The sequence below is a fragment of the Streptomyces flavotricini genome, assembly GCF_020639365.1.
In the GTDB taxonomy this organism is placed as follows: domain Bacteria; phylum Actinomycetota; class Actinomycetes; order Streptomycetales; family Streptomycetaceae; genus Streptomyces; species Streptomyces flavotricini.
On the sequence record NZ_JAINUL010000001.1, the window covers coordinates 238,673 to 260,955 of the forward strand.

22 protein-coding genes and 4 pseudogenes are annotated in these 22,283 nt (G+C 71.6%); 12 read left to right on the plus strand and 14 right to left on the minus strand.

Going from position 1 to position 22,283, the window contains the following annotated elements:
• Positions 1–214: 214 nt before the first annotated feature.
• Positions 215–721, plus strand: coding sequence for a SigE family RNA polymerase sigma factor (locus K7B10_RS01175; RefSeq protein WP_229334079.1), 507 nt, complete (start codon positions 215–217; stop codon positions 719–721).
• Positions 722–784: 63 nt separating this feature from the next.
• Positions 785–1,588, plus strand: a complete 804-nt coding sequence (locus tag K7B10_RS01180; protein WP_229334080.1) for a hypothetical protein — start codon at positions 785–787, stop codon at positions 1,586–1,588.
• Between the two features lie 139 nt (positions 1,589–1,727).
• On the opposite strand, the gene K7B10_RS01185 is transcribed toward K7B10_RS01180, so the two are convergent.
• From K7B10_RS01185 to K7B10_RS01195, 3 genes are all read right to left on the minus strand, one after another.
• The gene (locus tag K7B10_RS01185) at positions 1,728–2,954 is read right to left on the minus strand and encodes an alpha/beta hydrolase family protein (RefSeq protein WP_229334081.1); all 1,227 of its coding nucleotides are present in this window, start codon (positions 2,952–2,954) and stop codon (positions 1,728–1,730) included.
• 582 nt (positions 2,955–3,536) lie between these two features.
• Positions 3,537–3,749 carry a hypothetical protein gene (locus tag K7B10_RS01190; protein WP_229334082.1) on the minus strand — a complete coding sequence of 71 codons (213 nt, stop codon included), beginning with the start codon at positions 3,747–3,749 and terminating at the stop codon, positions 3,537–3,539.
• Positions 3,750–3,935: 186 nt separating this feature from the next.
• Positions 3,936–4,322 carry a hypothetical protein gene (locus K7B10_RS01195; RefSeq protein ID WP_229334083.1) on the minus strand — a complete coding sequence of 129 codons (387 nt, stop codon included), beginning with the start codon at positions 4,320–4,322 and terminating at the stop codon, positions 3,936–3,938.
• A gap of 116 nt (positions 4,323–4,438) precedes the next feature.
• Between K7B10_RS01195 and K7B10_RS01200 the strand changes: the two genes are divergently transcribed.
• Both K7B10_RS01200 and K7B10_RS01205 read left to right on the plus strand, forming a co-directional pair.
• Positions 4,439–5,104, plus strand: a complete 666-nt coding sequence (locus K7B10_RS01200) for a hypothetical protein (RefSeq protein WP_229334084.1) — start codon at positions 4,439–4,441, stop codon at positions 5,102–5,104.
• A 229-nt stretch (positions 5,105–5,333) separates the two neighbouring features.
• On the plus strand, positions 5,334–6,758 hold the full coding sequence (locus K7B10_RS01205) for a cellulase family glycosylhydrolase (RefSeq protein WP_229334085.1): 1,425 nt from the start codon (positions 5,334–5,336) through the stop codon (positions 6,756–6,758).
• Positions 6,759–6,989: 231 nt separating this feature from the next.
• Here the strand turns inward: K7B10_RS01205 and K7B10_RS01210 are convergent, their stop codons facing one another.
• The 3 genes and pseudogenes from K7B10_RS01210 to K7B10_RS01220 form a co-directional block, all read right to left on the minus strand.
• Positions 6,990–7,193: a cold-shock protein gene (locus tag K7B10_RS01210; RefSeq protein ID WP_229334086.1), complete on the minus strand. Its 204-nt coding sequence runs from the start codon at positions 7,191–7,193 to the stop codon at positions 6,990–6,992.
• Between the two features lie 154 nt (positions 7,194–7,347).
• A pseudogene (locus tag K7B10_RS01215) lies at positions 7,348–8,130 on the minus strand (AMP-binding enzyme); the annotation flags it as partial.
• Between the two features lie 92 nt (positions 8,131–8,222).
• Positions 8,223–8,387 (minus strand): hypothetical protein, encoded by a 165-nt coding sequence (locus tag K7B10_RS01220; RefSeq protein ID WP_229334087.1) that lies wholly within the window; start codon positions 8,385–8,387, stop codon positions 8,223–8,225.
• Positions 8,388–9,289: 902 nt separating this feature from the next.
• Between K7B10_RS01220 and lanL the strand changes: the two genes are divergently transcribed.
• The 4 genes from lanL (at position 9,290) to K7B10_RS01240 (ending at position 14,243) form a co-directional block, all read left to right on the plus strand.
• Positions 9,290–11,962, plus strand: coding sequence for a class IV lanthionine synthetase LanL (gene lanL / locus K7B10_RS01225; protein WP_229334088.1), 2,673 nt, complete (start codon positions 9,290–9,292; stop codon positions 11,960–11,962).
• Between the two features lie 43 nt (positions 11,963–12,005).
• Positions 12,006–12,161 carry a VenA family class IV lanthipeptide gene (locus K7B10_RS01230; protein ID WP_229334089.1) on the plus strand — a complete coding sequence of 52 codons (156 nt, stop codon included), beginning with the start codon at positions 12,006–12,008 and terminating at the stop codon, positions 12,159–12,161.
• A 109-nt stretch (positions 12,162–12,270) separates the two neighbouring features.
• Complete coding sequence (locus tag K7B10_RS01235) at positions 12,271–13,365, plus strand: ATP-binding cassette domain-containing protein (RefSeq protein ID WP_229334090.1); 1,095 nt, start codon at positions 12,271–12,273, stop codon at positions 13,363–13,365.
• On the plus strand, positions 13,362–14,243 hold the full coding sequence (locus K7B10_RS01240; RefSeq protein WP_229334091.1) for an ABC transporter permease: 882 nt from the start codon (positions 13,362–13,364) through the stop codon (positions 14,241–14,243). The genes K7B10_RS01235 and K7B10_RS01240 overlap by 4 nt, the downstream gene beginning before the upstream one ends.
• Positions 14,244–14,264: 21 nt before the next feature.
• On the opposite strand, the pseudogene K7B10_RS01245 reads toward K7B10_RS01240, so the two are convergent.
• Positions 14,265–14,396, minus strand: a pseudogene (locus tag K7B10_RS01245) (30S ribosomal protein S14); the annotation flags it as partial.
• A gap of 7 nt (positions 14,397–14,403) precedes the next feature.
• A pseudogene (gene rpmB, locus K7B10_RS01250) lies at positions 14,404–14,612 on the minus strand (50S ribosomal protein L28).
• A 2-nt stretch (positions 14,613–14,614) separates the two neighbouring features.
• On the opposite strand from rpmB, the pseudogene rpmE reads away from it, so the two are divergent.
• Positions 14,615–14,764: pseudogene (gene rpmE, locus K7B10_RS01255) on the plus strand (50S ribosomal protein L31); the annotation flags it as partial.
• Between the two features lie 238 nt (positions 14,765–15,002).
• Here the strand turns inward: rpmE and K7B10_RS41495 are convergent.
• From K7B10_RS41495 to K7B10_RS01260, 3 genes are all read right to left on the minus strand, one after another.
• Entirely contained in the window at positions 15,003–15,110 is a 108-nt protein-coding gene (locus tag K7B10_RS41495; RefSeq protein WP_372481590.1) for a DUF418 domain-containing protein, read from the minus strand.
• Positions 15,107–15,301, minus strand: coding sequence for a DUF418 domain-containing protein (locus K7B10_RS41500; RefSeq protein ID WP_372481527.1), 195 nt, complete (start codon positions 15,299–15,301; stop codon positions 15,107–15,109). Before K7B10_RS41500 ends, K7B10_RS41495 begins: the two co-directional genes overlap by 4 nt.
• Positions 15,302–15,364: 63 nt before the next feature.
• Positions 15,365–16,432, minus strand: coding sequence for an alpha/beta hydrolase family protein (locus tag K7B10_RS01260; RefSeq protein ID WP_229334092.1), 1,068 nt, complete (start codon positions 16,430–16,432; stop codon positions 15,365–15,367).
• Between the two features lie 87 nt (positions 16,433–16,519).
• Between K7B10_RS01260 and K7B10_RS01265 the strand changes: the two genes are divergently transcribed.
• A complete protein-coding gene (locus K7B10_RS01265; RefSeq protein WP_229334093.1) occupies positions 16,520–17,164 on the plus strand; it encodes a GNAT family N-acetyltransferase in 645 nt (214 codons plus the stop codon).
• Positions 17,161–18,093, plus strand: coding sequence for a PaaX family transcriptional regulator C-terminal domain-containing protein (locus tag K7B10_RS01270; RefSeq protein WP_229334094.1), 933 nt, complete (start codon positions 17,161–17,163; stop codon positions 18,091–18,093). Before K7B10_RS01265 ends, K7B10_RS01270 begins: the two co-directional genes overlap by 4 nt.
• Here the strand turns inward: K7B10_RS01270 and K7B10_RS01275 are convergent, their stop codons facing one another.
• The 3 genes from K7B10_RS01275 to K7B10_RS01285 all read right to left on the minus strand — a co-directional run bounded on the left by K7B10_RS01275 (position 18,094) and on the right by K7B10_RS01285 (position 21,180).
• Positions 18,094–19,020 (minus strand): hypothetical protein, encoded by a 927-nt coding sequence (locus tag K7B10_RS01275; RefSeq protein ID WP_229334095.1) that lies wholly within the window; start codon positions 19,018–19,020, stop codon positions 18,094–18,096.
• Positions 19,021–19,350: 330 nt separating this feature from the next.
• The gene (locus tag K7B10_RS01280) at positions 19,351–19,956 is read right to left on the minus strand and encodes a hydrolase (RefSeq protein WP_229334096.1); all 606 of its coding nucleotides are present in this window, start codon (positions 19,954–19,956) and stop codon (positions 19,351–19,353) included.
• A gap of 324 nt (positions 19,957–20,280) precedes the next feature.
• Positions 20,281–21,180 (minus strand): LysR family transcriptional regulator, encoded by a 900-nt coding sequence (locus K7B10_RS01285; protein ID WP_229334097.1) that lies wholly within the window; start codon positions 21,178–21,180, stop codon positions 20,281–20,283.
• Between the two features lie 124 nt (positions 21,181–21,304).
• Between K7B10_RS01285 and K7B10_RS01290 the strand changes: the two genes are divergently transcribed.
• Positions 21,305–22,036, plus strand: a complete 732-nt coding sequence (locus K7B10_RS01290; RefSeq protein WP_229334098.1) for an SDR family NAD(P)-dependent oxidoreductase — start codon at positions 21,305–21,307, stop codon at positions 22,034–22,036.
• Positions 22,037–22,283 lie beyond the last annotated feature (247 nt).

A 22,283-nucleotide genomic window follows, 5' to 3' on the forward strand; every position in this document is an offset into this window, starting at 1 on the left:
CTCGGCGGCGGGCGGAGCGGGTGAAGCTCCGCCCGGCCGGGCGCACGTGGAGCCGATACACCGCCAGAGATCAGCGGTGGGCTCCCTCCGGCTCGGGCACCGTGCACGGCAGCGGTGGGAAACAAGATGCCTCTGCCGCGCGACATCCTGACGTCTCACGTAGTCATGAGAGGTATGCACGGGGATCACAGAACAAGAGAACAGGCGGGGCCGAGTGAAATCAGCACAGGAGGATGCGTACCTGGAGTTCGTGACCGCGAGGGCGAAGGCGCTCTACCGCTCGGCGTACGCACTCGCGGCCGGCGACACGCATCTCGCCGAGGACCTGGTCCAGGAGACCCTCAGCCGGGTGTACGTGCACTGGGGCCGGGTGGCCGGTGCCAACAGCCCGGCGGCCTATGCCCAGACGGTTCTGGTCCGCACCTTCCTCAGCCTGCGGCGCCGGCGCAGCAGCGGCGAGCGTCCGGTCGGGAACATGCCCGACAGCCCGGAGTCCGGCCCCGATGCCGCACTGCGGCTCACCCTGTTGGAGGCGCTCGGTCAGCTTCCGCCCCGCGACCGGGCGGTGCTGCTGCTGCGCTACTGGGAGGGCCACAGCATCGAGGAGACCGCCCAGATGCTCAGGCTGAGCAGCAGCGCGGTCCGTTCGCAGGGCACCCGCGCACTCGGCAGGCTGCGCGCGCTGCTCGGCGACAGCCTGTCCGATCTGGTTCCGCAGTGAGCACTGGTACACGCAGGTCTGCCGCCGCAACGCCCCCATCAGCCGAAGAGAAGTGATGCCACCATGCCGTTCGAAGCAGACATCGCACATGCCCTCGACCGGACGACCGACTCCCTCGAACCCGACCTCACCGCGCTCCTGGGCGGAGCCGTCGAGCGGGGGCGGCGGCGTCGGCGTCGGCGCAACGCCGGCGTCCTGGCCGGGGTCGGCGCCTGCGCCGTGATCGTGGCAAGCGGCCTGGTGATCCCCGGCGTGCTCGCCGGGTCCCGCTCCGCAGGGTCCGGCATGGAGACGGTGGCCTTGGCGATGCCCCGCTCTGCAGTCACCGGCGACCAGATGATCGAGGCTCTGGAGAGGACTTTCCCGGGGGGCCGGTTCAGTCAGGTCACCGGACAGAGCAACAACCCCTCGGATCCGTCGAGCGGGTACGTAGCCAACGGTGGACTGGTCGTCGACGACGGGCACGGCGCCGCCTACGTCGGCGTCTCGGCCGTGCGGCTCAAGCTCCCGCTCGGGGACGGCGACGGTCTGAGCTGCAAGCAGTCGCCCGCCCGCGCCAAAGGCGACACCTGCACACTGAGCGAGCTGCCGAGCAGTGTTGAGATTCCCGGCGGGGCCGTGGTGATGTCGGAGCGGAATGCGGCCAAGCACCCGTCTCGTGCCGACACCGCCCACCGCTGGACGGTAACGGTGACCCTGAAGGCAACCGGCGCGCAGCTTCAGATCGTGCAGTGGAACAGCACCGGCGGCGGCAGCGGCTCGGACGTCCCGAAGCCGACCCGTGCCGCTCCCCCGCTCTCCGAACAGCAGGCGGTGGCCGCACTCACCGGTGCCACCTGGGCGCCGATCCTCGGTGCCGTTGGCTGACCCGCTTGCATTGCCGAACGAACGGAGTCCCGTTCTGCCCGACCGAGGACGAGGACACGGTGGACCTCGCGGAGGTCGGCCCAGCCGTCCCGCTCTCTCAAGTGCCTGTGCGGGATCGCGGTGCCGTGGTCCCGGCTACTCAGGGGAGGAACGTCACTGCCGGGAAGGCTGGGGACGGCCCGTCGAGCAGGTGCCCGCGACGGAGGCGCAGGTGTTCGTCGAAGAACGCGAGCGGGTACGCCTGCTGGATCTTCACCGCCCGGTCGGGATCGAGGGTGCCGATCACGTCCTGGAGCTGCTGCCCGCTCCATCCGTACAGCTTCGCCACCTGTGGGAACAGCGCCTCGTTGTCGCCGTACGAGACGTGGACGGCGCCCTGGGCCTGAATGTTGCGCCGCCATCCCCTCAGCTGCGACCAGAAAGCGGCGGCCTCGGGGTCCGTGGCCCGGGTGAACACGGCGGACATCATCATGAACGGCCGGTCCAAGTCGCCGGCCAGTGGCGGATTCATCTGCATCGGCCCGTCGAGGCTCAGCCCGGCCCGGATGCGATCGTCCGCGAGCATGGCGCAGGCGGTGGCCGTCCCGCCCTTCGACCAGCCGAACGCGCCCGTCCGCCGCGGGTCGAGGGAGCCGAGCAGCCCGGCCGGCAGCTCCCTGTCGTCGGCGTCGGGATTGCGCCCGGCGGCGAGCTGCTCGACGCAGTCGAGGACGAAGCGCAGGTCGGCGGCGAAGTCCCCGGGCAGCGTCGGCGCCTTCCGGTCGCGGAGCGGGACCGCGATCCGGCCGTCGGGGTACTCGGTGTACGTGTCGTACTGGTGGGCCACCGTCACAACCGCGTATCCGTGGCTGGCGAGTTCTTGGACCACGACGGTGTGGTCGCCCTGGTGGCTGTGCGCGCCATGGGAGAACACGACGACGGGCAGCCGCCGGCCGGTTCGCAGCACGGGAGCACCCACATGGCCCACGGTGAACGGCCCCAGGGAGGCCAGGTCACCGAACCCGACGTCGGCGAGGAACGCCTGAAATGCGCCCGCCTGCATCCAGGGCGCCACCGGGTACCGCTGGACGTCACGGGCGGGATACCAGACGGTGGCCATCAGCTCGCGGAAGTGCCCCGGGCCCGCGAGGTCGTCCGGACGCGACCGGTCGACGAGATGCAGCTGAACCGTGCCCACCGGATGCGGCCCGGTCGGCACGGGCAACACGAGCCGCGCCGCGGCGTGGCCGCCGGCGGCCGGGACGCCGGGATCGGCCCATGCGGGGTCGGAGGCGGCGAGCGGCACGGCAGCCCCGGCGGCCAGCGCGGCTCCCAGCATGCCGCGGCGCGTCATGCCCTTCCGGCTGATGAACGGCGTGCTGGTCATGCGCCCTCCCCTGTCGTGACGGATCGTCAACCATGCCGCTACGGAGGCTCCGTGGACACATGGGAACGCTGTCACGTGCTCCTCCCGCGGAGCATCGGCCCACGGGATTACGCCCCGAGGCTGACGCCGTCGACGGAGCCGCCGGTGGGAGCAGCCCAGCCGCCCAGCCGCCCAGCCGCCCGACAACGGTCCCGCGCTGCAAAGGCCGGCAGGTGTGCCGCCGGCTTCGCCTTCTGCCGGACACGAATCCTGAACCACTCGTCCGGTCAACCGCGGTGGAACAGGTCTGCACCTCCTGACCGGTGCCTGCCCGTGGGCGCGGATCCGTCACCGCCGGGAACCTCGCGACCCTCCTGGAGCCACTGCCACTCGAGGGCGTCGTAGATCGGCGAATCCGAAACCCGCCCGCCGCCCGCCCCCACATCGGCGAAACTCCTCGGCGCTGGAACGATTCTCTGGTCCATAAGCAGCCCAACGACCCCACACCGGACGCCGTGGCGGGCCGTGACCCATCCGTCACCCGCAGACCCACAACGGAGGCGGCGACACGCCCCCCTTCTGGGCGCGGCGTAGGCCTGGGGCTCAGGATCCGAAGACGCGCAGCACACGCGGAGCGTTGGGCAGGTCTTCGGGGATGGTGGCAGTGCCGGTCAAGGGCATGAGGTGCTCGTTGGGGCAGTCGGCGGGTTGCTGATGGTCGATCTCCCAGTCCCGGCCGGCCCTGGCCGTGAGAGAACTGGTGGCGTAGAGCGGCTGGCGGCAGGAGCGGCACCAGTAGAACGACCGGTCCTTCACACCACCGCTCCCTTGCGCAGATTCGGCACTCGGGCGGCGACTGCAACCGGCGAACTCCGACCGGCCAGGCTGACGCGGTGCGGACGGCGGGAACCCGTCCCGGAAAAACGGAATCTGTTATTCACGTCAGCTGAAACGATCCACCAGCCTCCGCGTCACTCCTCCCGGACGAAGACTGACCGCTTGTCAGCCGAACACCCGGACGCGGCTGGACCCGCGAAGTGAACTGCGGCCTCCGGGCGCAGCCGGAATCGTGCCGTTCGGGCGCGTGCCCGTCGTTGCGCGCAGCGCGGTGTACAGGCGGGTGCGCAGGTGAACGAGGGCGTCAAAGTCCGCGACCTGCGTGAACCGGTTCAGCAGGCGGCCGATCAGGACGTCGTCACCGGCTCCCACCGCCCGCACGATCGCCTCGACCGTCTCGCGCACCGTAGGAGACAGTCCGGCAGAGCCCACTGCGTCACCGTCGGAAGCCGCCCGGGCCTCTGCGGACGGCGGCGTCACGCCGTCACGCACGGGACGACTCCGACAAACCTGCGCGCACGTTTCCGGCCAGGGGTCCGCGCTGTTCGTCATGGCTCGATCCTGCGCTCCGCCGTGGCCGGCCAAACTCTGGAAACAGCCGCGCTCTTTACGCGCCCCTGCCGTCGCGGTTACCTGGAGCGGACGAGTACAAGCCACGGGGGACGGGCATGGCGGGCTGGCACGGAGGATGGGCACGCGGGCTCCGGCGGACCGCAGTGGCGCTCGCCGCGCCGCCGCTGACCGCGGCCCTGGCGTTCGGGGTGGCCGAGGAGTCGGCGTACGGGTCGCTGGGCAGCTGGGGGTTCTTCCTCGGCGGGCTGCTGCTCCCGCTGGTCCTGCTCGGCTGGCACGCCGCCCTCGCCACGCGCCGCGGAGCCCCGCTCATCGCGCTGTCCGCACTCCCTGCCGGCCTCGGCGCCGTCCTGGCACTCGCGTCCGTGGGGCACAGCACGCTGGAGGACCGGGGCGTCGAGACCAGCTGCATCGTGCTGAAGGTCACCGAACACACCCAGACGGAATCCTCCATGGACGCCCAGGGCCACTGGACCTCCACGACCCGGACCTCGTACGACCACCATCTGGATTGCCCCGCCGGCGGCCCGGAGCACCTGGACACCCCCTCGCCGCTCGCGAAGCAGGGCGAGTCCCTGGAAGTGGTGCACGACCCGCAGGGAAAGGTCTCCCCGCGGGCCGCCGGGGACATCCACGGCCGGGGCCTGCGCACCACGGCGGAGGTGGCGGTCGTGGCGGCGGCGCTCCTGGGCCTGGCCGGCGGAATCCGGGAAGCCCACGAGAAGCGGCGCCGCAGGCCCTCGCGGCCGACAGGACCGTGAAGCCTCTGCGGCCTGTCGACACCCGAGCGCGGCGCAGCAGGCTCCCGAAGGGACCCCTGGCCGTACAGCGGACCTCGCTCCACCGGGTGCACACCCGAAGCGGCCTGCTCCGCCCGCCGGAGACCTCGTCAATTCCCACTCATGTCTGGGAAGTTGACCCACTCGCCAGTAACATCCGCCCGGCCAGTAGCACACTGCCCGAGCAGCCGCCCTCGAAGGGGTCTCCTGCATGCGCTTGACCTCCCGCGTCGCCCCCGTCACCCTCGCCTTGGCCATCGCCGCCCTCCTGCTCGGCGTCCTGCCCACGCAGGCACTGGCGCGGCCCGGCCGCGCCCCCGACCGGGTGACGGTCGGTGACCGCACCTTCATCGCCGACGGCCAAGGCCGCGCGCTCCAGTGGCGCGGCTTCAACCTCGCCGACAAGAGCAGCCACGGCAGCAACGCGTTCGCCGACATCCACGAGAGCGACCTCGAAGGCATGGCCGCCCGGGGCTTCAACCTTGCGCGCCTCGCGTTCTTCTGGGACGACCTCGAACCCAGCCCCGGACACTACGACCGCGGCTACCTCTCCACGATGCGACGCATCCTCGACTGGGCCGACCGGTACCACATCAAGGTCATCCTCGACGCCCACCAGGACGTGTACGGGCCCCACTTCGGCTCTCGCGGCGTTCCCGACTGGGCCACCCGCGACGAGGGGCTGCCGTTCACGCCGATACCCGACGACTGGTTCTCCGAGTACTTCGAGCCCTCCGTACAGACCGCCTTCGACCACCTGTACAAGGACGCCGACCTCCGCGCCGCGCACGCCCGCATGTGGATGACGGTCGCCGCCGCCCTGGGCGGGCACCCGGCACTGCTCGGCTACGACCTCATGAACGAGCCGTTCGCGAAGTTCCTCGAAGGCGAGGACCTCCCCGCCGCCGCCGGCCGCTTCGAGGCCACCGAGCTCACCGACCTGTGGAACCGTCTTGCCCGGGCGATCCGTTTGGTCGACCGCGCGTCGTGGGTCTTCGTCGAACCCACCGTCATCGTCGGTCTCGGCGTCCCCACCCGTATGGGACACATCGACGATCCGCACGCCGGCTACGCGCCGCACTTCTACGAGACGGCGATGGAGACCGGCGCCGACTACGACCCGAACGGCACGTTCATCCCCGCGTACGAGGCCGCGATCAGCGACTACCCGACCCGTAACCGGATGCCGGTGATCGTCGGGGAGTGGGGCGGCAACCCGTACGTTCCGCACGCGAGCCAGTTCGTCACCGACATGACGGCCTCCCTGGACCGCTTCTCCAGCGGCTGGACGTGGTGGCAGTGGTGCCGGGGTGGCGGCTACTGCTTCCTCGACCAGACGGGCGCCGCGAAGCCCAACAGCCGGCTCCTCGTCCAGCCGTACGCGCGGGCCGTGGCGGGCGACCCGCTGGCCTTCGCGTACGACCCGGCCACTCGCACCTACACGCTCACCTTCCGCACCCGTGACGACGCCGAGGGCCCCACCCAGATCACCGTGCCCAACGACACGTACCCAGGCGGCTACCGCGTCGATGTCCAAGGCGGCAAGGCCAGTTGGGCGCGCCACGCGCAGACCGTGGCCGTAACTGCCCACGGCAGGGCCGGAGCCACCTACAACGTCACGATCAGCCCCAGGTAGCCCACGTCGTCTTCATCTCGCTGGCATGGGCGGTACGCCTCCTGCCCGCGGATGGGGCCGCAGACGCTGACGGTCGACGAGCGCCTGACCACCGAAGGCCACGCCGATCAGGCCAAGGGCAACGCCCGCCGGACCCGCCCCGTGCCCCTGCGTCCTCGCCCGTCGGGTGGCAACGACTCGGCGCCCGCCAGGTGGCGGGCGCCGGTTCACGGACTCACGTGTGAGGGCGTGTCAGCCGCGGGCGATGTTCTCCGCCTGCGGGCCCTTCTGCCCCTGCGCGACGTCGAAGGTGACGACCTCGCCCTCCTGCAGCTCCCGGTAGCCCTGCCCGGTGATGTTGGAGTAGTGGGCGAAGACGTCCGGACCGCCCCCGTCCTGGGCGATGAACCCGAAGCCCTTTTCGGAGTTGAACCACTTCACCGTGCCACGCGCCATGCTCAATCCCTCTGTACGTCCTGCTGACGGCCCGCTCGGGGGCCGCCTCGGCGTCCGGGTGGAAGCCTGATCCCTTCCTGCCCACCGGTAGCGGCGGCCACACTTCCCCGCCGGACGCGGATCCGTCAGTCAGCGTGTTGGGATGCGACCGGGGTCAGGAATCGGTGGGACTGATGACGGCGTCCCCTTTGAGGATCTTCCCGGTGGGTCCCTTGGGGAGTGCGTCGGTGAGCTTGACGACCCGCGGGTACTTGTACGCGGCCACCCGTGCCTTCACGTGGTCGCGGATCTCCTCGGCGGTGGCCCGAACGTCGGGTTTGAGGACCACCATCGCCGCGATCTCCTCCCCCAGCCTCGGGTCCGGCATGCCGACGACGGCGGCTTCGGAGACCGCCGGGTGTTGGTACAGGACCTCCTCGACCTCACGCGGGTAGACGTTGCAGCCGCCTCGGATGATCATGTCTTTCGCACGGTCGACGATGAAGTAGTAGCCGTCCTCGTCGACGCGGGCGAGGTCACCGGTGGGGAACCAGCCGCCGCGGATCGCGATCTCGCCGACCTCGCCGGGCCCGGTCGTCGTCCCGTCCTCGTTGACCAGCCGCAGTTCAACGCCGCGGACGGGCAAGCCCACGGAGCCGGGCTTGCGCGGTCGGTCCGGCATGTTGAACGCGGCCACGGGCGAGGTCTCGGACAAGCCGTACCCCTCCGGCACGTCAACGCCGCAACGCCGCTCGAAGCCGTGCAGCACCTCGACCGGAAGCGACGCCCCTCCGCAAACCGCGAGGCGCAGGCGCGGGGCGTCGAAGCCCCCGGGCAGCTCGGCGCGCACGAGCGCGGTCCGTGCGGTCAGGTCGTCGAGTCGGGCAAAGGTGAGCGTCGTGGTCTCGTGCCGTACGGCGATCCGGTCAGCGTGAACCGCTGCGGAACCTGTCTGCGGAGTGGCGATGTTGGTCACGGGGTTCCTCCGGGTTCGGGTGCGCGAGGCGGGTGGGGGACGCCAGGTGCGACGCGGTCGGGTGGGCGTGCGGGTCAGCGGGGAGGTCCGATGACGGGGTGCCGCGCAGGGCTGCGGCTCAGCAGGACGATGCAGGCAACGTTCGACTCCTCGGTCCCGAAGAACTCCGCCGCGCCGGTGACCGCCCGGGTCCATCCGCTCGTGTGCACCTCGGCGGGGGCCGGCCCTTCCGGGCTCACGAAGGCCTCGTACCATCCGGGCTCGAGGGAGGGGCGTTCCAGAACCTCCGGTTGAACCGCTGTCGCGTGCAAGGAAATTCGAGCGCCATGCCTTCGGCCGACGCAGCCCGCGCGTCCGTGGGTGGCCGACACCGCGGGGCCACGCGTGGGACGGCACCGGGCGGGCACAAGACCGCCAGCGCCTGGCCGGTGACGTCGCGCACGCTCGTCCAGCGCCCACGGTGACGTCCTCGGGCAGGTGAGGCCACCAGCCGTGGCTCGTCGAACTCCAACGGGCCGGCGGCGAGGTCAGCGGCCGCGGTGCGCCCCGTTCCGCCTCCACCTCCGCCCCCGCACGCCACCGGCCGACCGACGAGGAAGGGTCACCGGCACGGACGACCGCGCGGGCCGAACACCGTGGCAGCCAGGATTGCCGGCCCTACGAGACCGCTACACGACAACCCCCGACCTGCACTTGAGCCCACACCGCCGCAGATCCCGACCACCCGCTGACGACCGGCCGTTGCCACCACCTCACCCACTCGCGCTCGATCGAGGCGAGAGCCGGCCGATGAGACGGAGGAGAGCGGCGCAGTCGGGCATGAAGGGTCTGCCGCGAGGGCTGTGGCCACTGTTTCGTTTCAGCTCTCGTGAATCGATAACGCAGACCGTGGAGATTCGAAATTAATGAACTTGGACTGTTTTTTCTTCCCGAGGGTGGATCTCCATTTTCGAACAGGCTGAGCATTTCCCATCCGGCGACGCACATGCGCCCCCACTTGCGCCGGACTGCATCGCATTCAGCCCCAACCATCCCGTGCGCTCGCTGAATCAAGCGACACATGACGGACGCCGGCTGTACGTTTCTTCTTACCGAAGGCATATTCCAGCAGCGGTTTTCGCCGTTGAGGGGGGACGCGCTCATGACCAGTCACGCAACCGAATTCGACCTGGAAGATCTGCTGCGCGAGGCGCTCCGGGCCACAGGTGCGGACGAGCGTTGGACGACCGATGCGGACGAGATGTGGTGCCGCCTCACCCGCCCGTCCGGGATAGGGCGCCGGCAGGGCTGGAAACTGCACGTGTCCGCGACGGCGGCCTCGGCGCCGGAAGTCCTCGAGAAGGCCCTGCAGGTGCTGCTGCGCGAGGAGTCGGCGTTCAAGTTCGTCCGGTCCACCGAGCAGGTGGGCGCGCTCAACTCCCGTGCCACGCCTCGGGGGAGCTCGGGGAAGTTCATCACCGTGTACCCGTCCTCCGACGGCGACGCTGCCCGAATGGCCCTTGAACTGCACCGGGCCACCGCGGGGCTTTCCGGCCCCCGGATTCTGTCCGACCAGCCGTACGCACCGAACAGTCTGGTGCACTACCGGTACGGTGCATTCGTCGGCCGGCGGCGGCTCTCCGACCAGGGCCTGCTGGTGTGGTTCATCGAGGATCCGGACGGAAATCCCGTCGAGGACAAACGCACCGGGCAGTATTCTCCGCCCTCTTGGGCGGTCAGTCCCTTTCCCGTCTCGGTACCCCTTCCACCGCGGCAGGAAAGGGTGGCGAACAGCCCCGTGTTGCTCGGTGGCCGGTTCTCGATAAGGGAAGCGATCCGGCACACCAACAAAGGCGGCGTATACCGGGGCACGGACGTCACCACGGGCGCACCCGTGGTGATCAAGGAAGCCCGGCCGCACGTGGAGGGCGACGCGGCCGGCTCCGACGTCCGCGACTGGCTGCGGGCCGAGGCCAGGACGCTGGAGAAGCTGACGGGTACGGGACTCGCACCGGAGCCGCTCGCGATGTTCGAGACGGGCGGGCACCTGTTCCTCGCCCAGGAGGAAGTGCCGGGCGTGGCCCTGCGCACCTGGGTGGCCGAGCGTTTCCGCGACGTCGGGAGCGAACGCTACGGGCAGGACGCGCTCGCCCAGGTCGCACGCCTCGTGGACCTGGTCGCGGCGGCCCACGCCAACGGCTGCGTACTGAGGGACTTCACGCCCGGCAACGTCATGGTCCGCCCCGACGGCGAACTGCGCCTCATCGACCTGGAACTCGCCGCCCTGCGGGACGACGACGTGCTCCCGACGCGCGTGGGGACACCCGGCTTCAGCGCCCCCGAGCGCCTGCGGGACGCTCCCGTCTCCCCGACGGCCGACTACTACAGCCTCGGCGCCACCGCGTGCTTCGTCCTCGCCGGGAAGGTACCGAACCTGCTGCCCGAGGAACCGGCCACCCGGCCTGCGGAGCAGCGGTTGGCCCAGTGGCTGAGCGCGTGTACCGCAACGCTGCACCTGCCGGACAACCTGACCGAGATGATCCTGGGGCTGATGAAGGACGATCCCGGCGAGCGGTGGGACCCGGCCGCGGCGCGTGCGGCTCTCCGTGGGACGGACCCGTCAGGGCCGGCCCACCCCGCTGCCGGACCGGCGCGGACGGACGAGCCCCGCGCCGCGACGCGGGCCGCGGTCGCCGGGATGGTGGACCACCTCGTCGATTCGATGACCCCGGACGACGAGCAGTGGCTGTGGCCCGTGTCGACCCGGGCCGGGGAGACCGACCCCTGCACCGTGCAGCAGGGTGCGGCGGGCGTGCTGGCGGTCCTGACACGGTACTTCGAACTCACAGGTGACCCGCGCCTGCCCGGTCCGATCTCCACGGCGGCCCATTGGATCGCTGCCCGCGCCGACACCCGCTCCATACGCCCCGGCCTTCACTTCGGCGGCCGCGGAACGGCCTGGGCGCTGTACGACGCCGGGCACGCACTCGGCGACCGCGAGCTCAGGAGCCGCGCGGTGGCCCTGGCGCTGGCCCCGCTGGAGTCGACGCCCAGTCACGACATCACCCACGGCTCCGCCGGCAGTGGACTGGCCGCCGCCCACCTGTGGCACCGTACCGGTGACGCCCGCCTGGCCGAACTGGTCGTCGACGCTGCCGACCGGTTGGCCGCCGCCGCACAGCCCGAGCCGTCCGGCGTGAGCTGGCCCGTCCCCGCGGAAGCCGTCTCCGCGGAGGCCGGCAAACGCTACCTGGGCTTCGCCCACGGAACCTCCGGCATAGGCTGCTTCCTCCTGGCCGCCGCAGGCATCTCCCGCCGCCCGGAGCACATGCGACTGGCCGTGGCGGCCGGAGAACACGTGGTGGCCAACGCCGTCATGATCGGCCGAGCGGCCCAGTGGCCGGCCCAGGCCACGGATCTGCCCACGGCCCCGTACTGGTGCCACGGTTCGGCGGGCATCGGCACCTTCCTGATCCGCCTCTGGCAGCAGACTGGTGACAAGCGCTTCGGTGACCTCGCCCGGGGCGCCGCACACGCCGTCGTCGAACGCGCCTCCCGCTCCGCCCTCGCCCAGTGCCACGGGCTGGCGGGCAACGGGGACTTCCTCCTCGACATGGCCGAAGCCACCGGGGACCCCGCCTACCGCACGATGGCCGAGGACCTGGCCGGCCTCATCGTCTCCGAACGGGCCCATCGCGACGGGCACGTCGTCTTCCCCACCGAGTACGGAGAGGTCTCCGGCAGTTGGAGCGACGGATCCGCAGGGATCCTGGCCTTCCTCCTGCGAACCCTCCACACAGACCCCCGGCACTGGATGACCCGGCAGCCGGGTTGAGCGGCAGGGAACCTGCCGCCACCTCACAGAGAAGGAGAAAGTCATGGAGAACCACGACCTCGAACTGCTGGCTCACCTGCACGCCCTTCCGGAAACCGACCCGGTCGGCGTCGACGGAGACCAGTTCTCCGGCACGTGTGCCTGCGTCGGCCTGCTGACGCTCCTCAACACCATCTGCGTCGGCATCAGCTGCGCCTAGCCGAGAACCTCCGGCCGGTGTCAGTCCCCGGGGGCTGCCACCGGCCGGAGCCAAGGCCCCTGCGGCCGGCAGGCCTGCTGAAGACACCCCCGTAGACGAGGACTCGACCATGCAGTCACATGCCGGTGACGACGCGCCCGCCCGGGCAACCCTGCAGACCACCGCCCTCACCGACCGGAACGCCGTCCCGCGCCCTGCCGAGCAGGTGTACGCCATCAGCACCCGCGGTCTGGTCAAGGGCTACGCGGGCCCGGACGGTACCACCACCCACGCCGTTCGCGGCCTGGACCTGGACGTGCTCCAAGGAGAAACCTTCGCCTTCCTCGGCCCCAACGGCGCGGGAAAGTCCACCACCCTCGCCCTGCTGTGCGCCCTCGCCCGCCCCACCGCCGGACAGGCCACGGTGGCGGGCGCCGACGTACTGGGCCGGCCGGACCAGGTAAGGAAACGGGTCGGGATGCTCTTCCAGCACAGCGCACTGGACCCGGACCTGACGGCAGAACAGAACCTGCACATCCACGCACGCCTCTACGGACTGCGCCGCCGCCACGCCCGCCTGCGCGCCACCGAGACACTCGAACTCGTCGGACTGGCCGACCGGCGGCGCTCCCCGGTACGCACCCTGTCCGGAGGCATGCGGCGCCGCCTGGAACTCGCCCGCGGCCTCCTGCACTCGCCCCGGGTCCTGTTCCTCGACGAACCGACCACCGGACTCGATCCACACGCCCGCGCCCAAGTCTGGGAGCACCTGCGCACACTGCGCGACCAGTACGGCAGCACGATCTTCGTCACCACCCACTACCTGGAGGAGGCGGAGAACTGCGACCGCCTCGCCATCATCGACCACGGCCGGCTCGTCGCCCAGGGCACACCCCTCGGCCTCAAGGCCGCGATCGGGGACGACCGGGTGGCGCTGCGCACCGGCGACGACACGGCAGCACTCCAGATCGTGCGCCGAACCGCGCCGGCGGACCTCGCCGTCACCCTGGACGCCGAGGGGGTGTCCCTGCGGGTACCCGACGGCAGCGCCTGGATCCCGCGCCTGTGCGCGGCACTGGAATCCCACGGCATCGCGGTGCACGCCGCCTCCGCCACACCGCCGACGCTCGACGACGTCTTCTTCCACCACACCGGCCGCAGCATCCACACACCCCGGCAGCAGGCACCCGTCTCCCCCGCGGCAGCAACCGGGGCGACCCCATGACCGCACCTTCCCTACCGGACCCGGCCGCCACCCGTACGCCGGACACCCCCGGCGCCCCCGGCCGTGAGCCGGGCGCCCGCCTGCGCCACGAACTGCGCGCGGTCCACGCCCTGGTCTACCGCGACCTGCTGCGCCTGTCGGCCCAACGCACCCACACCGCACTCATGCTGCTCCAACCGGTGCTGTACCTCTTCATCCTGGGGAGCGGTCTGGCCGACCTGATCCCCCGTTCCTCACTCGGCACCGGATACCAGGCCTACCTCTTCCCGGGGATGCTCATGATGACGGTACAGACACCGGCCATCATGGTCGGCATCCGTCTGATCACCGACCGTCAGAGCGGCTACCTGCGCGAACTCCTGATGGCCCCGGTCCACCGGGCCACCCTGCTCCTCGGAAGCTGCGCGGGGGGCACCATCGTCTCCACGATCCAAGGCGTCGTCCTGCTCGGCCTGGCAGGAGCCGTCGGCCTGCCCTACGACCCCCTCCTGCTGGCCCTGCTCCTGGGCGGCATCGCCCTGACCTCCTTCACGATCACCGCCCTGGCCCTCGCCCTGGCCGTGGGCCTCAACCGCCCCGAGGTCTTCCACATGCTGCTCGGCGTCGTGATGACGCCCCTGCTGTTCCTTTCCGGCGGCTTCTTCCCGATCGAGAACCTGCCGGGCTGGGCCCACGCGCTGGCCGCCGCCAACCCGCTCGCCTACGGAGTCGACCTGCTCCGCCGCTGCATCGCGCTACGGGTACCGGACCAGGCAACCACCGCGGGCATCGAATGGTCCGCCGGGCAACCTCCCATCCTGCTGGAAAGCGCCCTCCTGCTGGTCGTCGGAGTCACAGCGCTGCTCTGGGCCTCCCACCGCTTCAGCCGACCCGAATAGCGCCGGACGAGGTCCCGCAGCGGAGAGCCCGAACCCGGGGAGGTGTCCGCGAGGCCGGCCGTCCACGCTGTCGCGGTTGCGGATCCGGGCGGCGCACCGCGCGACGACCGCCTTGCGCTTCTCGTTCTGCCCGATCTTGCTCTGCTTGGCCATCAGACCTTCACCCCCGGGCGCGGATCCGCGCCACGGCCGCCTCCACGCCGATGGTGTCCATGGTCTTGATCGCCTTGGCAGAGAGCTTCAGCCGCACGTACCGCCCTCGCCGGGCAGCCAGTACCTCTTGCTCTGGACGTTGGGGTCGAAGCGGCGGGAGGTCCGCCGGTGCGAGCGGGAGATGTTGTTGCCGAAGCCCGGCCGGGCACCGGTCAGTCACGGTGGAGTGGGAGGACGGCAACACCTACCCCGTCATCGACGCCGAGACCTCCTCGCAGAGCCACCCCTTCTGCACCGGTACCGCCCGCGTCCTGGACACCGCCGGCCGCGTCGAACGCTTCCAGCGCCGCTACGGGAGCAAGGCGTGACCCTGCCCGTCGCCCGCGTCGCAGGGCCGCTCCGACGCCCGCAAGGAAGTCGTGGACCGGCTGCTGCGCACCGTTCCCGGCGGCGTCGCCCTCCACCACGACCCGACACGACGCCGCACCCCGCGCCCGAGTTCTCCCGCATCACGGGTCGAGGGGAACCACCGCATCGTCCCGGTGCGACCACCCGCAGGACTCAGTGGCCGGCTTCCCCCCTTCCACTTCGGCCGACTGCTCGGGGTCACCGCGCGCAGCAGCCACTCCACGGGCCCGTGGCGGTGTGGCGGGTCAGCCACCAGCGGCTGAAGAGGAGTTGGACGGCGAAGACGGCCAGTGCGGTCAGGGTCACCGGGGGCGGGGCGAGACGGCACACGAGGGCGGCACCGAAAAGCCGGTGAACACGAAGGCCAGCACCAGCGGCTGGGTGAGGTAGTCGGTCGGTGTCATCCGGCCCGCGGGGGCCGAAGTCGCCGCCAGCCGTGGGCCTCGGGGGCCGGCCAGCATCCGCTGGACGGTGGCGCCGTAGGCCGCCGCCGGCAGCGGCGACTACGGTGCTCTTTCCGGTGGCGGGTCCGGTGGCAGGTCCCGTGGTGGGTCCACTGGTCATCCCTTCGCCCCTTCCCCGTCGACGGAGGCCAGGAAGTCCCGCTGGTCGGCCAGGAAGCCCTTGGCGAACAACGACCTCGGCGCGAACACGGCGGTCGCGGTGAGGCGCAGCGACGAGGCCTCGACGGCGCGCTCGACCAGGCCGTGCGTGGCACCGGGGTAGTGGGCGACGTGCAGGGAGGGCCCGGGCAGCAGCCGCCGGTAGCCGGCTTCGGTGTCGGCCGTGTCCACGTTCACGTCATGTCCTGCGAGGACCAGCAGGACGGGCGTGCCGCGCAGCGCGGGAAGGTCGGCGCTCGCGTCGGCGGTGTGGTTCTTGGAGACGAACCGCCAGCGGGCGGGCGTCATGCCCTGGGGATCTCCGACGGCGCGGACGTACTCCTCGTACGGCGCTCCGCGCGCGAGCAGTTCCAGGCCCGTCTCGCGACGGCGGAGCGCGGCGGCGACCTCGGTTTCGGAGGCGCCGTCGCGTCGCAGCTCGGCGAGGAGGTTGTAGCGGCCCTGCTGGTGCCAGTTGACCGCGGGTGAGACGGCGATGACGAACCGGATCCCGTGGTCCTTCGCCGCGATCTTGGGCAGCACCCAGCCCGCCTGGCTGGCGCCCCACAGGCCGATCCGGCGCCCGTCGATGTCGGGGCGCTGCCGGGCCCAGGCGATGGCGTCGACGGCTTCCGCGGCCCGGTCGTCCATGGACTGGTCGAGCCAGTCCCCGGGCGAGCCGCCCACGCCCGGTTTGCTCCACGACAGCGAGGCGTAGCCGGCGCGGGCGAAGGACTCCCAGATCGGCCGGTAGAACGTGTCGTGGGTGGCGTCGACCGGACCGTCGCCGTGGACGAAGACGACGAGGGGGAAGGGCCCCTTCCCGACCTCGGGCAAGGCCAGGACGGCGTCCAGGGCGCGACCTCCATGACGTACGGTCACCGCGCGCTCGCGCAGTTCGTAGGTGTTCTGCCAGGCCGCCAACCCGCCCAGTGCCGCTGCCACGAGGGCCAGTGCGGCGAGCGTCGCGCCCACGGCTCGCACGGCCCGGTGCCGTCTCGTGCGTACCGCTGTCATGGGTGGCATTCGGCTCTCCTCACAAAGGGTCATACAAGAAACGATCGTTTCCATTTCGACCGTACTATGATCGTACGTAAACTGCGAGGAGGATTCATGGACACAGCAGTCGTCGTCCGGCGCGGCGTACCGCACGGGGCGGAGGAGCAGATCGCAGCCCTGTACTGGGAGGCTTTCGGTCGCAAGCTCGGGGCCGCGCTCAACCCGCCCGGGCGCGGACGGGCCTTCATCGCCCGCCACCTCCACCACGACCGCGCCGTGGTCGCCCTCGCCGCGGACGGGAAACGTGTCGTCGGTGTGGCCGGCTACCGGCTGGGCGGACGCGGACTGACCGGCGGCGGCGTGCGCGACGTGCTGTCGGCATACGGATTCCTCCGCGGGCTGCCCCGGCTGGCCGCGCTGTCCCTGCTCGAACGCAGCCCCGAGACCGGCGAACTCGTCATGGACGGCATCGCCGTCGACCCGGCCGGCCGGGGCAGGGGCGTCGGCAGCCTGCTGCTCACCGAGATCGCGGCCGTCGCGGCCGAACACGCCTGCTCGCGCATCCGCCTGGACGTGATCGACGTCAATCCCCGCGCCCGCGCCCTGTACGAACGTCACGGCTTCGACGCCGTGCGCACCGAACAGACCCCGTACCTGAGGGGCCTCATGGGGTTCGGCGCGGTGACTACGATGCATCGGGCCGTCCCCGCCCGTCCTGGCGAGGGCAACACCGGCAGCCTCGAGGAGCAGGAGCGATGACCAGCGGACCCGCGACGGACCCGGTCGCGCCCGAGATCGGGACGAGGACGCTCGTCTTCGCCCTCGTCCGTGAGGACGGCACGGTCGATGCCGGCGAACTGTACGCCGTCGCCGAGGCCCTCGGCATGACGGACCAGCAGGTGCGGCTCTGCCTCAAGCGGCTCGTCGCCGAGGGCCGGTTCGTCCAGGAGGGCCGGGGCCGCAAGGCACGCCTGCGGGTCACGGCCGACCCCACCGGAGCCGTCGCCCCCGACGTGGAGTACGTGCGTCACGCCTACCGGCAGGACCGGGGCCTCGCCCCTTGGGACGGGGCCTGGCACCTGTTCGCCTTCGCCATCCCCGAGACCGCCCGGCAGGCCCGCGACACGCTGCGGGACGCCCTGCTCCACCTCGGTGCGGCCCCCCTCCAGGGCGGTCTCTACGTCAGCGCCAACGCGATCGGCGAGATCGTCGAGGCACACGCGCGCCACCTCGGGGTACTCGGCTCCCTGACCCGTCTGACCAGCCGGGACCTGCGGCTCGGCGAAGAGGAGGACGCCACCCGGCTGGCCGCCCGGCTCTGGCCGCTGCAGCGGGTCGCCGCACGGTACGAGGAGCTGGCCGCGCTCGCCTCGGACCGCCTGGCCCGGCTGTCCGCGCCACGACCGCCCACCGGCACCGAGCGGCTGACGTACGCGATCGAGCTGGCCGCGGCCTTCACCGCCGCCATGGAGCCCGACCCGCTGCTGCCGCCCGAACTGCTGCCCCAGCCCTGGCCCGGCAGCCGTGCACGCGCGCTGGCCGCGCAGTGCTGGGGCGCGTTGGCCGTCGGCGACGACGAGGACCCCGGGCGGCTGCGGCTGTTCCGCCTCTACGACGACGTGGTCGCCGCCCCGGCCACCGCCCCCGCGACCTCGCCCGCGCCGCCGCCGAAGCCCGCGGGAAGTTGATCAGCAGGGGCTCCGGCCGGAGCGACCGGCAAGCCGCGCGTCGGACCGACCGGCACGCTCCGCCGCCGCGGCCGGGGGCCGCGACGCCGACGGAACGAGTGCGTTCAGGGCGGCGTCCCGGTAGGCGAAGTCAGCGGGCATCCGCAGGATCAGCTGCTGCTCCTCACGCTCGAACCGTCCGCCGTGGCCGGGCCGACTCGTGGCGCTGCCGCGGTGCGCCGCCAGTTCCACCGTGAGCCTGTGGATCCGTCGGGCCGCCTCGTCGGCGAGCGCCTGGGCGTCATCGCTTTCCCGCTCGGCCCGGATACGGGCGGCGACGGCCTCCGTGTGCTGTTCGCGCAAGGCAGCGATCTCGTGCGTGAGCTCCGCGACCCGCTGCTGGTCGTCGGCGGAGCCGGCGGCCAGGGCGTCGAGCCGGCGGCCGTAGTCGCTCATCTGGTTCGTGGTCTGGCCGAGCATGGCGTAGAGGACCAAGGCCACCTTCTGGGCGTTGTCACGCTCCAGGATGCTGTCAGCGTAGGCCTGTTGGAGCCGGGCCGGCTCACCCCGGACCGTGATGACCCGGCTCCGGGCGGCGACGACGTCGGTGGCAGCCGCGGAGCCGGCGGCACCCGGGGCGGCCCAGATCTCCTGGACCGCCGCCCGGCGCCGGGCGGAGACCTCGTAGCTGTCGGAGCACGCGTCCGCGAGGGCCTCTGCGGTGCTGACGGTGAGACCGACACCTGCGGGCCAGTCGTAGAGCCGGTGCCGACTGGGAAGGGTATGGTCCGCGAAGTGCTCGGGCGTCAGTGCGCGGGCCAGGTCGGAGACGCGCAGCCCCTCCTCGTCGAGCCAGGTGCGCAGCGCGCCGGCCAGCTTGTTGGCGCGTTCGCCGGTGCCCCCCAGCGCACCCCAGGGACGTCCGTTGCGCCGCGCACTCGCTGCCACCCGCCCCCTTGTCCCGGACAACCCGCACTCCGGCGGGAGTTGTCCGGGACAGGCGCCCGCGCTCGGTGCGCGCCCATCCGATCCGGGCCACGGTCAGGGTGTCAACCCAGTCGCTCCGATCTGCCTTCCGGGAGTCACCGATGGACACCACCGACCGCGCACCGCACGAGCGCACCCCCGAGAACCGGGCCGCAGCTTGCGCATCCAGGCCGCCCCGACCCTCACTGCTGCCGTGCTCTCCGGTATCGCCCGGGCCGTCGCCTCCTGGGTCTTGTCCCGTCCGGAGGGCTGAGGGAAGGGGGTGTGGCCGCCCGCCGGGCGGCCGGCTGGTCATCCGGAACGCCGGTCCCGCGCGCCGAGGGCGGCGACGACCTCCGCGGTCGTGCTGACCTTGCCGATGCGCGGGAAGATCTTGGCGAACGAGTGGGCGTGGGAGGCGGCATCCATGTCGGCGGTCGCGTCCTCGGCGAAGACCAGCGAGTAGCTGTGCTCCCAGGCCGTACGGGCGGTGGACTCGACGCCCACGCTCGTGGAGATGCCGGCCAGGACGATCCTGTGCACACCGCGACGGCGCAGCTGGAGGTCGAGCTCGGTCCCGGTGAAGGCGCCCCAGTGGCGCTTGGTCACGACCACGTCGCCGAGGGCGGCGAGCTCGGCGGGGATCTCCGAGAACGCGGCGGGCGGGGCGGTGGCCGGGCCCGGGCGGTCGACGTCGGTGGTGGGCAGATCACCGCCGTCGGGTGACCAGGCGACCCTGACCAGCACCACGGGCAGCTTCTGCGCGCGGAACGCCCCGGCGAGCGCGACGGCGTTCGCGAGGATCTCCTCGGCGGGCCTGGTGGTCGGCAGCGCCAGGATGCCCTGCTGGAGGTCGATGAGGACCAGGGCGGTGCCGTCGTCGAGGGTCAGGGTGGTGCGGTCGGCTGCGGCGGTCATCTGGACTCCTGCGGTCGGTCCGGGATTCACGGTCCTGCCCATGAAACCCGGACCGTACGCCGGATGCGGACCGGTCCCGTCGACCGGCGTGGCGGCGATGGCGACGGCGACGACCCGCCGGTAGCTCTTCGGCGGCAACCCTCCAGGATCTGAACGTGAGTTCGAGTCCAAGGAAAGACCGGCCCGCCCTGACCTCGGCGCCGACCGGGGCGGAACTGCCGGGCTGGTACTGAACCCTGGCGGAACCCTCGGCGCTCGTTGGCGGTGACGGCGCGGCTTTCCGCCGCACTCGAGAGTACGGCGCGCCGCTCCATGGCCTCACCGTCACCCTCGGGGGGCTTCGAGATGTCGTACGAGTTCCTCGACGAACACCTCCAGGTGGGAGGGGAGTTCGCCCGTGCGAGTGGCGCAGAACCAGGTCCGGGTCAGCGGCTTCGCCCCGATCTGCACCAGGGCGAGGCCGTGCGAGGCCACGTACGGGGCGGCCACCCAGTTGGGCAGGACCGTCACCCCTTGGCCGCCCGCCACCATCTCGACGACCAGGTCGGTCACCACGGGCATCGTGGCGATCCGGCCGGGCCGGGCTCCGGCGGGGATCGGCAGCGGCAACGACGGGATGCGCTTCTGGTCGTAGAAGTCGTAGAGGACCAGGTCGACCCCGTCGAAGTCGCGGGCGGTCAGGTACTTGCGGCCGGCCCAGGCGTGCCCGGCAGGCACCACGGCCAGCATCTCGTCGTCGAAGAGCCGGGTCAGCGACACCCGGTCCATCTGCACGTCGGGTTTGGTGACGAGCGCGACGTCGACCAGGTCGGCGAGAAGCGCCGGGACCGGTGCGTCGTCGGCGACGGTCTCGATGCGCACGTCGATGCCCGGCTCCCGCTCGCGGAAGGCGCGCAGCACGGGCGGCAGCCACGGGAAGGTGGTGCTGCACTGCGCGGTGAAACGGACCCGCCGGTCGCGGCCCTCGCGGATTTCCCGGAGGTCGCGGGTGGCCGATTCCAGTTCGGCGAGGACGTGCCGGGCGGCCACGAGCAGCCGGCGGCCGGCGGCGTTCGGCACCAGCCGGCGGCCCTCGCGATCGAACACGGCCATGCCGAGGCGGGCTTCCAGCCGGGTCAGCCGCTGGCTGAGGGCCGGCTGACTGACGTAGAGCCGCTCGGCGGCGGCGGTCAGCGAGCCGGCTTCGGCCGTGGCGTCGAGGAGCTCCAGGTCACGCAGGTCCATGTCCATAACGCTGGATTATCACATGCTCCAAATTCCGTCGTGGTGTTATGAGTTGAGGGCCCATAGGTTCGGGGTGTCAGCCGGACGAACCGATTCGGCGATCCACCCCCGAAAGGCGCTCACCATGACCACTGCCCTCATCACCGGATCCTCCAGCGGCATCGGCCTGGACATAGCGCGGGCCTTCCTGGCGAGCGGCGCGAACGTCGTCCTGAACGGCCGGGACGCCGACCGCCTCGCCAAGGCCGCCGCCTGCCTCGGCCACCCGGAGCGGACCGCATGGGCCGCCGGAAGCATCGCCGACCGGGGGACGGGCGAGGCCCTCGTCCGTACGGCGCTCGAACGCTTCGGCCGTATCGACGTGCTGGTCAACAACGCGGGGACCTTCGCGTCCAAGCCCTTCACCGAGGTCACGGAAGCCGAACTCGACGGCTTCCTGACGGGCAACCTCAAGGGCACCTACCTCACCACCCAGGCCGTGGTGCGGGCCCTGCGCACGCAGGGCGAGGGCGGCAGCATCATCAACATCGGCACCGTCCTCGTGGACCACGGGCTGGCCGGCTTCCCTGCCAGCGCGCCGGTCGTCAGCAAGGCCGGGGTGCACGGGCTGACCACGAGCCTGGCCGCGGAACTGGCGGCCGACGGCATCCGCGTCAACCTCGTGGCACCCGGCATCATCCGCACCCCTCTGCACGAGGGCTCCGACGTGGACTCCTTCGGCGGACTCGCCCTCCTCGACCGGGTCGGCGAGGCCTCGGAGATCGCCGAGGCCGTGCTGTACCTGGCGGGCGCGGGCTTCGTCACGGGCCACGCCCTGCGCGTGGACGGCGGCCACGTCACCGGCCGGACCCTCTGAGCCGCGGCTGGTGTCGTACGCCGATGTCGTGAGCACCCGTCAGGGCGGGCCCACGGCCCACAAGGCCGAGATGGTTCGCCGGACATGAACGACGCGAGCGCGAGCACGAACCGATCCGGCGCGACGGCGTCGGATCGGTCGGCGAGGTATCGGGAGGGCACAAGGTGGCCCTGCGGATGCTTCTCCCGTCCGTCCCGGTCCCGAAGCGGTGGACGGAAACGAAGGATCCGGCCCGGACCGGTTTCGG